A 14,063-nucleotide genomic window follows, 5' to 3' on the forward strand; every position below is an offset into this window, starting at 1 on the left:
CGATCAGGACACCGTGACACCGCTGACGAACTGGTTCGTCCGCACCTGTGCCGTGGTGAGGGGTGCGCCGCCGAGCACGACGTCCTCGAGGGCGACGTCCGACACCCCGTGCGTCGCGTCCCACCCGGACAGCGTCACCGAGTCGGCCGTGACGTCGGTGAAGTCGCGGATCGTGATGCCCGTGATCCTGCCCCGCTCGTCGCGGTACCCGGTGTCGTTCGAGTACTGGCCCTTGAGCACCTGCAGCACGATGGCCTGCCCGCCAACCGGCTGCGACTCCACGTGGAAGCCGTCCACGGTGACGTCGGAGACCGTCGCCCAGTCCTGGACGTCGACCTTCAGGGCGACCTCCTTCGCGCGGAGCACGTACGACTGCGTGATGGAGACGTCGGTGAAGACCTCGGTCTCCATGGACGAGCCGAACCGGACGGGGTTGCCGCCGGTGACGTTCCAGAACGTGGTGTCGGTCGCGTGCAGCCCACGGGTCTCCGGTTCGCCGTTCGTGGCCGCGTCGAGGGCGTGCCAGCCGAACCCGTCGTCACCGCTCATCACGAAGTCGTGCTCGACGGTCATGTCCTGCACGCCGTCGGTGTCGATGCCGTCGTTGTTGATGAGCGTGCCCATCAGGTTCAGCCAGGACACGTGGATGCCCGAGGAGCGGATGTACAGCGTCTGCCACCACTGGGCGTTGCGGACGCCGATGCCGGACACCGTGATGTCCGAGCTGTCGTGGAAGCGGATCGCCATCGTCTTGTCGGTCCGCGACGTGTCCGAGCCGGCGTCGAGGATCCCGCGCCCGAGCACGTGCACGCCGGTGACGTCGTCGCCGTCGATGCGTCCGTGCACGAGGGCACCCGGCGCGAGGTAGACCGTCTGGCCCGACACGGGGCGGATCACGCCGGCGTCGTGCTCGCCGGGCCCGAAGTACAGCACGTCGGGGTCCGACGCTGACGGCACCGCGGTCTCCGACGGCGTGACGAAGAGGAACAGTGCGCGGACGCCGGGGGTCTCGATGACGAGCGGGTGCGCGTCGCGGATCGTGAAGGTCACGGTGTCACCGGCCCGGGTCGTGGCGATCCCGAGCGTCCGGGGCGTGACGACCGGGGTGGCCGACGCGGCGAGGCCGGGCATCGTGACGCTGACCGTCGCGGTGCCCGTCCCCTTCGCGAACATCGCGACGTCGTGCGAGGTGCCGCTCACGGACTCGGCCTTGACCGGCACGGCGGTCCCGTTGACCGACACCGTGTGCGCGGTGGCGGTGGGCGACGTCGGGTTCCCCGGGTTCGCCTGGATGCTCGCGGTGCCGGCGGCGACCGCGGTGCCGGACGCGACGGCCGGCGGCCCGACGACCCCGACGGTGGTGAGCGACAGTGCGACGGCCGTCGCGATGGTCAGTGCGCGCAGGCGCATGGCGATCTCCCTTGATCGTGGTGGTGCTGCGGGTGGTGCGGTGGGTCAGTAGACCTTCACGGCGCTCGCCGACACGAACGGTGAACCGTTCGTGGCGGTCACGACGACGCGGAGCGAGGCGGTCCGCGTCGGCGCGACGTCGTGCACGCGGTGCCGGTGCCGGTTGTCGGTGACGGTCGCGAGTCCCCGCCACGATCCGTCGACGCACGCCTCGATCCGGTAGTCGCGGGCCAGGGTCGGGACCGCGTCCCACGGCGTGCGGTGGTGGTGCAGGTTGATGAGGTCGGCGTCGACGTCGTCGTTCCAGACGATGCGGACCTCGCGGACGTCGACGGGCTCCGCCCAGTCGAGGGTGAGGGTCGCCGCGCCGTCGTCCGGCTCCGACGACCACAGGTGCGGTCCGCCGAAGGGGCGCTGGTAGCCGTCGGCGACCCGGGAGGCGCGCCACGCGTCCGACGCGTCGGCTGCGGTGAACGCGAAGGAGCGTCCGCGCAGGGCCCGCGCCTCCCAGTCGGTGACCGGCTGGTCGGCCTCCTCGGGGATGTGGTCGTCGAACTGCTCGTCGTCGGCCGTGCGGGCGCGGAGCGCGAGGACGCCGTACGGGTGCCCGTCGGTGAGGACCAGGCGCACGCCGGGGGTCCGGCGGACCACGACCACGGCGTTGCACGGCTCGTCCGGCCGGAACCCGAGGTCGACGACCGCCTCGCCCGCCCCGGCGGGGACGCGCGCGGTGTGCGTCGACACGTGCGCGATCGGGGCGTAGTTCTGCGGCCGGCCCGTGGTCCAGAGCTCGATCGTGACGTCGGTGTCGTGGTCGGCGACGGTCCGGAACGCGACGGAACCGAGCACGGGGTCGACCGGCACGACCAGCGCCGCGTCGCGGTCGAGCGCGAAGGTGTCCTCGGTCGCCCACGGGGTGGTGTCGAGCCGGACGAGTTCGCTGCTCGCGCTGATCCGGGCGCGCTGGGCGAGGTCCGCCCCGTCGTGGGCCCGGACGCCGATGAGCGGCGCGTCCTCGCGGAGGAGCGTCTGCTGCAGCATCGCGACGTGGTCGGTGCCGAGCTCGCGCGGCGTGACGCCGTGGCGGGCGGCGAGGTGCGCGGCGGTCCCGGCGGCCTGGCCCTGGGTGGCGCAGGTGGCCATCACGCGGGTCGACCCGAACGCGACGTGCGACGCGGAGATGTTCCGGCCGGCGAAGAGCAGGTTGGCGACGTCCGCCGAGTAGAGGGAGCGGAACGGGATGTCGTACGTGCCGTCCGTGTACCGCTGCTGCGCCCCGGCGGTCTCGGCGTAGACGCCCTCGACCGGGTGCAGGTCGATCGACCACCCGCCGAACGCGACCGTGTCCGGGAAGGTCCGCTGCGAGAGGAGGTCCTGCTGGGTGAGGGTGTGGTCGCCCACGAACCGTCGGTACTCCCGCTTGCCCGGGATCGCGCCGACCCAGTCGAGGGTGAGCGAGTCGGCGTCGAACCCGCCGGAGTTCTTGATGTGGTCCCAGATGCCGTAGACGACGCCCCACAGCTCGTCGCGGATCCGTTCGTTCTCGGTGACGGTGTCGAGCTCGCCGCCCCACTCGATCCACCAGTAGTTGCAGCCGTTGTCCCCGGTCTTGATCGCCCGGTTCGCCAGGATCGGCGTCGTGCTGAGGTCCTTCGCGATCGACGGCGGCACGAACTTCTCCGGGCGGCCGGTGTCGTGCGTGGAGAAGAAGATCGAGCTGCCGAGCAGTTCGTCGTCCGGCTGTTCGGGCGCCCACTCCTCGCCGTGTTCGTCGCGGCCCTCGCGCCCGATCCGGTACGACGCCCCGGCGAGGGCGCCGACGAGCCCGTCTCCCGTGCAGTCGAGGAACACCGGGGCGGTGAACGTCGTCTCGATCTCGGAGCCCATCGTCCAGCCGGTGACGGACGCGATGCGCGGGGCGCCGGTCTCGTCGTCCACCGTCGTCACGGTCCGCACGTCGGTGTTGAGGTGCAGGTGGACGTTCGGCTCGGCGCGCACGAGGTCGAGCACGACCTGGTCCCAGTAGATCGCGTTGCCCTGCGGGTTCCGGTACTGGTTCTCGAGGAACAGCTCGCCCATGATCCCGGTCTCGCGGGCGAACCGCTGCGTGCCGTGGGCGGTGGCGCCGACGACCCACACGCGGATCTCGCTCGAGGAGTTCCCGCCGAGAACCGGGCGGTTGGTGACGAGGGCGACGCTGGAGCCGAGGCGGGCGGCGGCGACGGCGGCGCTCACACCGGCGAGGCCACCTCCGACGACCACGACGTCGTGGTGCTGTTCACGGGACTGCATGGCGGCGACGGTATCACTTGCTGGCGATACTTTCCCACTGTGTGGCAAAGTGTGCCCGGCGAGTGCTATCGTCAACCAACTCTCGACAACGAAGTGTGAGGTCTCCCCATGAGCGACGGAACCCAGACGCGCACCAGCGCCGACGCCGCCAACGCCCCCGTCCCGGACGTGTTCGGCGACGACGCTCGCCGCCGGAGCATGCGGAAGGTGATCGTGGCGGCCGGCGTCGGCCACTTCGTGGAGTGGTTCGACTTCGGCCTCTACGGAACCCTGGCGACGGTCATCTCGCTGTACTTCTTCAAGCAGGGGGACCCGCAGGTCGCGCTGCTCTCGGCCTTCGCCGTGTTCGGTGCCGGGTTCGTGATGCGTCCGCTCGGTGGACTCTTCTGGGGTTCGCTCGGCGACCGGGTAGGGCGGAAGACGACCCTCGCGACGGTCATCCTCATCACGAGCGGCGCGACCGCGGTGATGGGCATCCTGCCGACGTACCAGAGCGTCGGGCTGATGGCGCCGATCCTCCTCGTCGTGGTGCGGCTCGTGCAGGGCTTCGCCGCCGGTGGTGAGGGAGCGGGGGCGACCACGCTCCTCGCCGAGTCCGCGCCCTCGAACCGACGCGGCTTCGTCACGAGCTTCATCGACGTCTTCGGCTTCGCGGCGTTCATCGTGGGTGGCGGCCTGGTCTTCCTGTTCACGGCGATCGCGGGCGACGGCGCCCTCGAGTCGTGGGGCTGGCGCGTGCTGTTCCTCATCGCGCTGCCGCTCGGGCTCGTCGGGCTCTACCTCCGCTCGAAGCTCGAGGACACCCCGGAGTTCCGCGCGCTCAAGGCCAAGGGCGACCTCGCGAAGAACCCGCTCCGGCGATCGCTCCGCACCGGGTGGAAGGCACTGCTCTTCTGCGTCGGGTTCGTCGTCCTCAAGGCCGTCGGGCACTGGATCCTGCAGACGTTCATGCCGTCGTACTTGCAGGCCGACCTCGGCTACTCGCCGCTCGTGTCGTACGGCGTGGTCGTCATCGGGTTCATCGTGATCGCCGGACTCGTGCCGTTCTTCGGCCTGCTCTCGGACAAGATCGGCCGGAAGCCCGTGATGCTCGCCGGCTGCGGCGGATTCCTCGTGCTCACCTACCCGACGCTCATGCTCATGAACGCCGGCAACTTCTGGGCCGCCGCCGGAGCGATGGTGCTCCTCGGGCTGTTCATGGCGGCCTTCGACGGTGCGGTGAGCGCTGCGATGGCCGAGCTCTTCCCGACCGCGATCCGCTACGGGTCGATGGGCATCGCGTACAACATCAGCGTCGCGCTCTTCGGCGGGATCACGCCGTACTTCGCCACCTGGCTGATCACGGCGACGGGCAACACGTTCGCGCCGGCGTTCTACGTGATGGCGGCCGCGGCGATCACCGGGATCACGGTGCTGCGGGCGCGGGAGACCAACAAGGGCAAGCTCGCGTCCTGAGACGCGACCGAACACGGACGGGAGGCGCGGTGCCGGCTGGCACCGCGCCTCCCGTCCGCCGGTGGGTCACGGCGGGATCGCGGCGACCTGCCAGGACGGTTTGATGTTGTCGGCACACACGCCGGTTATGGTTTCCGGGTGACGAACGAGCCCGAGCAGACGACCGGTCGTGGCCGCCGCGGCTTCACGCCACCGCGGCACGGCCGCCAGAAGCGACGTGGCGGGGTGGTCCTCCCCGCCGTCGCGGGCGTGCTCACCATGGCCCTCCTGCTCGGCGGCGGCTACGCCGCGTACGCCTACGGAACGCTGTCGAACGGCATCACGAAGATCGATGCGATCTCGGGAAAGACTGCGAAGAAGGACGACGTCGACGGCCAGGCGCAGAACATCCTGCTGGTCGGTGACGACCACCGCCCGGACAACGCAACGCCGGAGCAGCTCGCAGAGCTGGGCACCGAATCGGACGGTGGCTCGAAGAACACCGACACGATGATCGTCCTGCACATCAACGAGGACGGCTCGCAGGCGACGATGATCTCGTTCCCGCGTGACTCGTACGTCGACATCCCGGGTGTCGGCAAGGGCAAGCTCAACAGTGCGTTCTACTTCGGCTCGCTGAACGGCGGCGGGGACACCGGCGGCGCGAAGCTGCTCATCAAGACGATCCAGAACCTCAGCGGCCTGACGATCGACCACTACGTGCGCGTCTCGCTGCTCGGCTTCTACCAGATCGTCAAGGAGCTCGGGCCGGTCGAGGTCTGCCTCAACAACGCTGTCGACGACCACTGGTCGAACCTCAAACTCCCTGCCGGCACCTCCGAACTCACACCGAGCCAGGCGCTGTCCTTCGTCCGACAGCGGCACGGGCTGCCCAACGGGGACCTCGACCGTAACGTCCGGCAGCAGTACTTCCTCTCGCAGGAGGCCCGCAAGGTGCTCTCCGCGGGGACGCTGCTCAACCCGATCAAGATGGGCAACATCCTCAAGGCGGTCGGCGGCTCGATCCAGACCGACACCGACCTGGTCAACCTGGCGACCCAGATGCGGAACCTGCGCCCGGGCAACATCCAGTCGGCGACGATCCCCACGCTCGGTACCCCGACGATCACCGTCAACGGCTCGCCGCTGTCGATCGTCGAGGTCGACACCGTCGGGCTGCCGGCCTTCGTGCAGGGCCTCGTCGGTGAGCCCGCGGAGTACAGCAAGGCCGGGCGCGCCCAGCCGGCGAGCACCTCGGTCACCGTGCTGAACGGCAGCGGCGTGACCGGTGCGGCGGGCGCCGCCGGGACCGTCCTCACCGCGCGCGGCTTCCAGGTCGGTGCGCCCGGGTCCTCCGACCTGACGAAGACGACCCAGGTGCAGTACCCGGCCGGCATGGAGAAGCAGGCGAAGGCGGTCGCGGCCGTCGTGCCCGGTGCCGTCGCGGTGCGGACGAACGCGGTCACCGGCGTGACGCTGGTGCTCGGGTCGGACGGCAAGACGGTGACCCCGGTCGCCGCCGCCGCCGGTGGTGCCGCCTCGAGCCCCGCTGCCGGCTCCGGTTCGTCCGGTGCCGGTTCGACCGGTTCCGGCGCTGCGGCTTCGAAGCCCGCGGCCTCGAAGCCCGCCGCGCCCGAGCCGAAGCCGTCGTCGACCGACGTGAAGAGCTACGGCAAGGCAGGCGTCTGCATCAACTGACGCCGGAGCCGGTCGCGTGCCGGCGGATGGTCGTGATCGCGGTGTCGAGCCCGATCGCGAGCGGGCGGACGTCTCGCTGGACCTGCGCCAGGAGCAGACCGCCCTGCAATGCCACCATCACGGTCGTCGCCAGCGCGGCGGGGTCGGCGTCCGGTCCGAGCAGCCCGCGTTCGCGCATCGTGCGGATGCCGTCGTGGAACCCCTGCTCCCAGCGGGCGAAGCCGGCGGCGACGAGGTCGCGGGTGTCGGCGTCGCGCTCGGCGACCTCGGTCCCGAGGGACCCGAGCGGACAGCCGCCCACGCAGCCGCCGGCCTCGGCGTCGGCGACCGTCCGGTCCCGCCACCGCTGCCAGGCGTCCCACGTGGTGAGGTCGCCGTAGTCCGGCCCCTGGTGCGCGATGATCGCGTCGGTCTGCTGCCGGACGACGTCGCGCACGAGCTCCTGCTTGTCGGCGAAGTAGTGGTACATCTGCGACCGTCCGACCGTGGCGGCGGCGCCGATGTCGTCGAGCGTCGTCCCCGAGATGCCGCGCGTGAGCATCAGGTCGGCTGCGGCGGCGACGATCCGGCTCCGGGTCGCCAGTCCTTTCGACGTCGCGCGTCGAAGGGTCTTCGGGGTGTGTTCGGGGCGCATGCTCAGAGTGTACTTGCGAGTACATTTGCAGTATGTGACATTCGAGTCGTGAACGACGAACTCCTCGCCAAGCGCGACGAAGAACGCATGCTCCTCCTCGCGGTGGCCGCCGGTGACCGGGCCGCCTTCACCCGGCTGCACGACCGCTTCCGACCGCTCGTCGAGCGGTACGTCCGCCACCAGCTCGTCGATGCGTGGCAGGCGGAAGAGGTCGTGCAGGACGTCTTCCTCGAGATCTGGCAGATCGCCGACCGGTTCGACCCGGCGCACTCGGCCATCGCGTGGATCCGCACGATCGCGCAGCGCCGGGCGATCGACCGGGTCCGGAAGAGCCGGGCGGACCGAGACCGCGACCTGCGGATCGGTACCAGGGACGCCGACCTCGTGGACCACTCGAGCGTGGAACGGGCCGAGAGCGTCCTCGACCGTGCCGAGCTCCGCCGCGCCGTCGCCGCGCTCCCCGGGCGCCAGCGCGACGCCGTGGTCCTCCGGCACCTGGTGGGGATGACCGGGCCCGAGGTCGCCGCGCGGCTCGGGGTCCCGGTCGGCACCGCCAAGACCCGGGCGCGCGACGGGGTCATCGCACTGCGGCGGGTCATGGTGCCCTGAGCGTGCCCGTCGGTAGGTTCGACGGGTGAGCAACGCAGCGCGTCCGATCACCCTGATGACCTACAACGTCAAGAACCCGGATCCGGCCCACGACTGGCCCGCCCGGTTGCCGGTCCTGCTCGACGTGGTCCGGCGGCACGACCCCGACCTCGTGTGCGTCCAGGAGGCCTTCGCGCACCAGCTGGACGACCTCCGCGCCGGTCTGCCCGACCACGGCGACGTCGGCCAGGGTCGCGAGGGCGGCACGGCCGGTGAGCACGCGGCCGTCTTCTTCCGTCGCAGCCGACTCCGGCCGATCGACGAAGGCGCCTTCTGGCTCTCGGACACCCCGGACGAGCCCGTGTCGAACACCTGGGGGAGCCTGTTCCCCCGAGTGGCGAACCACGCGCGGTTCCTCGACGCCGAGGGCGAGGCGTTCACGCTCCTGACGACGCACCTCGACCACGAGGTCGGACCGCACGGGGACGACGTCCGGGCGCGGAGCGCGGCGCTCATCGTCGAACGCCTCAGCACGGCGGACGGCCCGGTCATCGTGGCGGGGGACTGCAACGAGCCGGCCGGGGCGGGGCCTGCGTCGCGGGTGCTCGTCGAGGCCGGGTTCGAGGACGCCTGGCTGGTCGGTGGCGACCCGGCGGACCGGACGGCGACCTTCAACGACTGGCAGCCGCCGGTCGACTCCGGGGAGCGCATCGACTGGGTGTTCACCCGGGGGATCGCCGGCGTCGACCGCGTCGTCATCGACCACGACGGCCCGGAGACGTGGTTCGCGAGCGACCACTTCCCGGTGGTGGCGACGCTGCGGGTCTGACCGGGCCGGTCAGCAGGTGCGCTTGGCGTGCACCGGCATCGGCGACCCGAGCACCGTGACCGTGGTGTCGTCGGTCAGGGCGGAGACGCCGTTCGTCCCGGCAGCGGACTCCGTGTCCGTGTCGGACGGCGTGCTCGTGTCCGTCTCGGTGCCCGTGCCGCGGCTGTCGGGCGGGCTCGCGGCGTCGTGCTGCGGGGCCCACCCGGGCTCGAGCAGGAGCTGGAACGCGCGGGCGTCCGCGGAGCCGAACGACATCCGGTCGGACTTCGGGGCGTCCCGGATCGCCGTGCGGATGTCGTCGCCCACCTGGACACCGTCGGGTCCGGTCAGTTCGACGTCGCCGCCGAAGCGGGACCGCACCGTCTCGCGCAGGACGCGGATCTCCACCGCGTTGCCAGCAGCGGCCGGGGACGTCAGGGCAGCCACGCGGACCGCCCCGCCCCACGTGTAGGTCGTCCCGTCGGGGAAGCACGCGCCGCCGTCCCCCTCGGCCGTCTGCGTGCGCGACGCGGTGCCGAGCAGGCGGTTCAGCAGGCTGACCGTCGTGCGGGAGTCGCGCATCGACGCCTCGGTCACGGTCTTGTCGCCGCGCCGGAACACGAGCGATTCGGCGTCGAGCTCGATCGAGTCGACCCGCTTGAGCTTCGCGTTCGTGACCCGGACGGGCTCGTGGTGCACCGGGTCCGGTCCGAGCTCGGCCGCACTCGCGGGGGTCGCTGCGACCCCGGTCCCGACCGTGCCGTCGACGGCGACCGTGCCGGCCGAGAAGGCGAGCACGGCGGCGCTCAACGCCAGCACGGTCCGGAAGGTCACCACTCGACGGTACGACGCCCGACCCGTCTGGACGACGGGTGTTACCGAATCGGAGCCTGGTCGTCACCGGACCGTGACATTCGTCGGTGACGCGTCACATGCCCTCGGCAAGCCCCGCCGACGGGGGCCTGTCGGCCGAACGGGGGACAGCCTCCTGGACGGTGCGGGGGTGCCGCGTGCGTACCGTCGGCGGCATGACGGACCAGCAGATCGACCAGTACAGCATGCAGGACCCGACGAAGATGTACGCCGACAAGAAGCCCGACGAGCAGTACCTCGAGGGTGCCGGCACGGACGAGGAGATGGCGGAGAACGTCCCGGCCGACCACGGCGAGGACACCTACCGCGGCTCCGGTCGACTCACCGGCCGCAAGGCGCTCATCACCGGCGGTGACTCGGGCATCGGGGCCGCCGTCGCGATCGCCTACGCACGAGAGGGTGCCGACGTCGCGATCTCGTACCTCCCCGAGGAGCAGGAGGACGCCGACCGGATCATCGCCCTCGTCGAGGCCGCCGGTCGCAAGGCCGTCGCCCTGCCCGGTGACATCACCTCGCTCGCGACCTGCGAGCAGCTCGTCGCGGACGCCGTCGAGCAGCTCGGCGGGCTCGACATCCTCGTGAACAACGCGGGCAAGCAGCAGAACGTGTCCTCGATCGAGGACATCTCGGACGAGGAGTTCGACGAGACGTTCAAGACCAACGTCTACGCGACGTTCCGGATCACGAAGGCGGCCGTGCCGCACCTGCAGCCGGGATCGACCATCATCAACACGACCTCGATCCAGGCGTACGCGCCGTCGCCGCACCTGGTGCACTACGCGGCGACGAAGTCGACCGTGAACAACCTCGCGAAGGGCCTCGCCGCGCAGCTCGCGCCGAAGGGCATCCGCGTGAACGCCGTCGCACCGGGGCCGATCTGGACCCCGCTCCAGCCCGCCGGTGGCCAGCCGCCGGAGGCCCTGCCGTCCGCCGGTGAGCAGACCTACCTCGGCCGCTGGGGTCAGCCGGCCGAGCTCGCGCCGGCGTACGTCTTCCTGGCGAGCGGCGAGTCGTCGTACGTCGTGGGTGAGACGCTCCACGTCGACGGGGGCATGCCGACGCCGTAGTCGCGACCTGCGGAAGGACGGGAGGGACGGTGCCAGCTGGCACCGTCCCTCCCGTCCGTCAATCGGTCGTCAGCAGGGCGCGGTGCAGGTGCGCGCCAGACGCTCGAGCAGTTCGCGCGCGGACAGCGCCGCGGCCAGCTCGACCTCGACCGGGTTGATGCCGACGGCCCGTTCGAACGCGCGGCGCCGGGCCTGGTCGGCGATCGGGACCTCGGGGCGCTGCGGGAGCGCGGCGATCGCCCGGGCCGCGGCGTCGAACGCGCCGGTCGGCCGCCCGAGTTGCTCCCACATGGTCCGGACGTCGTGGGCGACCTGATCCGGGTCGCCGCCGAACTCGAAGCCGGCCGAGGCCATGGTCGCCAGTCCCTGCGCGGTGGGGTCGTTCGGGGTCATGACGGCATCGTCACACGGATGACCGCGAACGCGCTGCGAACCGCATCGCTTGTCCCCCGACATGCCGACACCCGGACCGGGGATTCTGGTGTCCCCCGATCTCCGTTTGGATGGACCTGCCCCCAGGGGCGACACGGACAGGACGTCCGGGGACCGACGGAGGGCACGATGCTCGAACACACCAGCGCGGACACGCAGGCGGCAGCCGCCGCGGCCGCGACCCTGCACCTGCGGATCACGATCGTGGGGGCGACCGTCGACCTGCTGCGGGACGTGCCCTTCCACGAGGCCGACGCGGGACTCGTCGCCCAGCGACTGGGGATCACCGTCGAGGAGCTCCGGCAGCACTTCCCCTCGTGGGACGGACTCGTGCTGGCCGCCGTCGACCGGTGGAACGGCGGCCGCATGGACGAGGTCGCGCGCGAGGTCGGGGACGGCTCGACCGTCCAGCTCCTGCGCGGGATCGTCGCGTCGAACGCCGAGGACCCGGCGCTCATGCGGCTCCTCGTCGCGCTGCTCTCGGTCGCGGGCAACCCGGCGCACCCCATGGCGTCGTACCTCCGGTCGCGCTACCAGCTCTTCTACGCGCAGATCAAGCGCGGCCTCGAGCACGACATCGCGGTCGGTCGGGCGCCGCACACGATGGACCCGCGCCGAGGGGCCGAGCAGCTCATCGCGCTGTACGAGGGACTCCAGTTGCAGGCGTTGCTGCGGTCGGACCTCGACCTCGTGCCGGCGTTCGACCGGGCCGTCGCGCGGCTCGAGCGGGGCTGGATGGAGCGGTACGAGCCGCAGGCGGCGCGGCGGCTCTCGACGTGGAGCGACGGCGGCTGGGAGCTCTGACGCCGCGCGGCGGTGCGCAGCGTCACGCGGCGGTGCGCGTTCTCACGGGCTGGGCGACACTTCACGCGCGTCGCGGCCCGTGAGATGTCGCCCAGCCCGTGAAGTCGTCGGCCGGCCGGCCGGCCGGCGCGGCGCCGGCGCCAGCCCGTCAGCGCGGGCGCGGCCCCCGCGGCACCGAGCCGTTGCCGGGGTCGTAGCCCGAGTCACGGATGACCTTGATGGCCGTCGTGTCGTTGTGCACGGAGTGCACGACCACCCGTCGGGACCGCCGGAGCGCCCGCCGTGCCCCCGGCGTCGCCACGAGGCCGCCGAGGACCAGCCCCGCCCCGATCGCCAGCGCGACCGAGACCGCCGCGACGAAGTCCAGCGCGGCACTCGACGACCCGGACATGAAGTTGAGCAGCGCGTTCGACACCGCGACACCGGGCAGCAGGGCGCCGCAGAACGCCGGCACGGAGATCGCCGCCACCGCCGTCCGCATCCGCGCGGCCGCGATCGTCGCGAGGACGCCCAGCAGCACGGCGGCGAGGAACGTCGCACCGAGCAACGGGATGCCGAGCTCCCGGAGGCCCCGCAGCGCGGCACCGGCGGCGACCGAGAAGACCACCGCGACCGGGATCACCCGCGCGCTGGCCTGCTGCACGAAGCAGTTCGCCGCGGCCGACACCACGGTGAGCAGCAGTGACGCCCACAGCGGCAGCGTCTGCGTGACGATGCCGGACGGGTCGACCTCGATCCGGAGCCACTTCGTCACGGCGATGCCCGCGGGGACCCCGACCACGATCGCGGCGATGACGAGCCCGATGTAGAACGCCCGGGCCACCGCCATCGCACGGAAGCCCGAGATCGCGTCCTGCGCCCAGGTGACGAGCGACGGGTGCGGGAGCAGGAGCACCACGAGCGCGGCCACCATCGTCGCCGCCTGCCCCGGGTGCAGCACACCCGCCCAGATCGCGAGGGTGCCGATCGCCGACGCCACCGCACCCTGCGCACCGGAGACGAAGAACTGCGGGAAGCCCCGGCCGGTCAGCCACCGGCCCGAGACGATGATCCCGAGCATGAGCACGAAGGCGCCGAGTCCGGCACGCCAACCGCCGCCGGCCTGCATCGCGATCGAGATGCCGAGGATCGACAGCCCCACGTCGGCCGTCCACCGCGGCCAGCGCGGCGGGAGCCGGAGCACCGCGACCAGGGCGCTCACGGCGGAGGTCATGTCGCGCTCGTCGTGGACGAGGTCGTCGACGATCTGGTTCGCCCGTGCCAGGCGGTCGAGGTCGGATCCGTCCGACTGCACCGTGCGGACCTTCACGAGCGGCGGGTGGTCGGCCGGTGCGTACTGGATCGTCACCGAGCTGCCGGAGAAGTCGAGATCGAGCGGCGCGAGGTTCCACTTCGTCGACACCGCGACGACGGCCGTCTCGACGCTGCGGGTGTCCGCACCGGACGCGAGCATCACCTCGGCGAGGTCGAGGCAGAAGTCCACGATCTGCACCGGCGAGTACTGCTCGAGCGGTCGGGTGTCGGGGACGACCTCTTCGTAGATGGTGCCGCGGAGGCGTGCCCGGGCGTCGCGGATGTCGTGCTGCGCGAGGCTCCGGACGCGTGGCCGTGGTGGACGCCCGGGTCTGGCTCCGGGGAGGGACTGCTCGGCCATCACGCCATCGTGCCAGGCGCGCTCCGCCGAGTCCGGACGCGCGCTGAACGCCTCAGCGCGGGCGACGGACGCTCAGCCGACCGGCGGCGAACGCGGCGACCACGGCGCCCACGACGACGAGCAGCTGCCCGACGACCCGCTGCCACGAGTTGGTCCCCGCGACGAAGGCGTAGTCCGACAGTGGGGCGTACGCGAACCATCCGAACGCGGCCGGCGGCGCGGAGGCCGCGACCACGAGTCCCGCGACCACGGCGACGAGTCCCGCCCAGAACGCGATGCCGGTCGGGGTGGCGAAGAGACGTCGGATCACGTCCGCCAGCGTACGGGGAGACGGACGGGAGGCGCGGTGCCAGCCGGCACCGCGCCTCC

Annotated in this window: 13 protein-coding genes; 6 read left to right on the forward strand and 7 right to left on the reverse strand. The window is 71.7% G+C overall.

Annotated elements, in window-relative coordinates; translation table 11 throughout:
• Positions 1 to 3: 3 nt before the first annotated feature.
• Positions 4 to 1,410 (reverse strand): hypothetical protein, encoded by a 1,407-nt coding sequence (locus tag BIV01_RS14570; protein WP_071303316.1) that lies wholly within the window; start codon positions 1,408 to 1,410, stop codon positions 4 to 6.
• Between the two features lie 45 nt (positions 1,411 to 1,455).
• On the reverse strand, positions 1,456 to 3,777 hold the full coding sequence (locus tag BIV01_RS14575) for an FAD-dependent oxidoreductase (RefSeq protein WP_368073354.1): 2,322 nt from the start codon (positions 3,775 to 3,777) through the stop codon (positions 1,456 to 1,458).
• Positions 3,778 to 3,810: 33 nt separating this feature from the next.
• On the opposite strand from BIV01_RS14575, the gene BIV01_RS14580 reads away from it, so the two are divergent.
• Positions 3,811 to 5,157, forward strand: a complete 1,347-nt coding sequence (locus tag BIV01_RS14580) for an MFS transporter (protein ID WP_083414062.1) — start codon at positions 3,811 to 3,813, stop codon at positions 5,155 to 5,157.
• 138 nt (positions 5,158 to 5,295) lie between these two features.
• Complete coding sequence (locus BIV01_RS14585; protein ID WP_071303318.1) at positions 5,296 to 6,834, forward strand: LCP family protein; 1,539 nt, start codon at positions 5,296 to 5,298, stop codon at positions 6,832 to 6,834.
• Here the strand turns inward: BIV01_RS14585 and BIV01_RS14590 are convergent.
• Positions 6,827 to 7,468, reverse strand: a complete 642-nt coding sequence (locus BIV01_RS14590; protein ID WP_071303319.1) for a TetR/AcrR family transcriptional regulator — start codon at positions 7,466 to 7,468, stop codon at positions 6,827 to 6,829. The two genes, BIV01_RS14585 and BIV01_RS14590, sit on opposite strands and share 8 nt — an antisense overlap.
• A gap of 48 nt (positions 7,469 to 7,516) precedes the next feature.
• Here BIV01_RS14590 and BIV01_RS14595 point away from each other — a divergent pair, with 48 nt between their 5' ends.
• Both BIV01_RS14595 and BIV01_RS14600 read left to right on the forward strand, forming a co-directional pair.
• Complete coding sequence (locus BIV01_RS14595; RefSeq protein WP_092388127.1) at positions 7,517 to 8,077, forward strand: sigma-70 family RNA polymerase sigma factor; 561 nt, start codon at positions 7,517 to 7,519, stop codon at positions 8,075 to 8,077.
• 25 nt (positions 8,078 to 8,102) lie between these two features.
• Positions 8,103 to 8,885: an endonuclease/exonuclease/phosphatase family protein gene (locus BIV01_RS14600; protein ID WP_071303320.1), complete on the forward strand. Its 783-nt coding sequence runs from the start codon at positions 8,103 to 8,105 to the stop codon at positions 8,883 to 8,885.
• Between the two features lie 9 nt (positions 8,886 to 8,894).
• On the opposite strand, the gene BIV01_RS14605 is transcribed toward BIV01_RS14600, so the two are convergent.
• Positions 8,895 to 9,698 (reverse strand): hypothetical protein, encoded by an 804-nt coding sequence (locus BIV01_RS14605; RefSeq protein ID WP_139199423.1) that lies wholly within the window; start codon positions 9,696 to 9,698, stop codon positions 8,895 to 8,897.
• A gap of 194 nt (positions 9,699 to 9,892) precedes the next feature.
• Between BIV01_RS14605 and BIV01_RS14610 the strand changes: the two genes are divergently transcribed.
• Positions 9,893 to 10,804: an SDR family oxidoreductase gene (locus tag BIV01_RS14610; RefSeq protein ID WP_071296596.1), complete on the forward strand. Its 912-nt coding sequence runs from the start codon at positions 9,893 to 9,895 to the stop codon at positions 10,802 to 10,804.
• Positions 10,805 to 10,873: 69 nt separating this feature from the next.
• On the opposite strand, the gene BIV01_RS14615 is transcribed toward BIV01_RS14610, so the two are convergent.
• Positions 10,874 to 11,197 carry a hypothetical protein gene (locus tag BIV01_RS14615; protein ID WP_022907826.1) on the reverse strand — a complete coding sequence of 108 codons (324 nt, stop codon included), beginning with the start codon at positions 11,195 to 11,197 and terminating at the stop codon, positions 10,874 to 10,876.
• Between the two features lie 168 nt (positions 11,198 to 11,365).
• On the opposite strand from BIV01_RS14615, the gene BIV01_RS14620 reads away from it, so the two are divergent.
• The gene (locus BIV01_RS14620) at positions 11,366 to 12,040 is read left to right on the forward strand and encodes a TetR/AcrR family transcriptional regulator (RefSeq protein ID WP_071296544.1); all 675 of its coding nucleotides are present in this window, start codon (positions 11,366 to 11,368) and stop codon (positions 12,038 to 12,040) included.
• Positions 12,041 to 12,188: 148 nt separating this feature from the next.
• Here BIV01_RS14620 and BIV01_RS14625 read toward each other — a convergent pair whose 3' ends face one another.
• Together BIV01_RS14625 and BIV01_RS14630 are read right to left on the reverse strand one after the other, a co-directional pair.
• Positions 12,189 to 13,694, reverse strand: a complete 1,506-nt coding sequence (locus BIV01_RS14625) for a threonine/serine ThrE exporter family protein (RefSeq protein WP_071296545.1) — start codon at positions 13,692 to 13,694, stop codon at positions 12,189 to 12,191.
• A 52-nt stretch (positions 13,695 to 13,746) separates the two neighbouring features.
• Positions 13,747 to 14,004, reverse strand: coding sequence for a hypothetical protein (locus tag BIV01_RS14630; protein WP_071303322.1), 258 nt, complete (start codon positions 14,002 to 14,004; stop codon positions 13,747 to 13,749).
• Positions 14,005 to 14,063: the final 59 nt, after the last annotated feature.

This window comes from Curtobacterium sp. MCBA15_013 (genome assembly GCF_001865095.1).
Taxonomy (GTDB): Bacteria; Actinomycetota; Actinomycetes; order Actinomycetales; family Microbacteriaceae; genus Curtobacterium.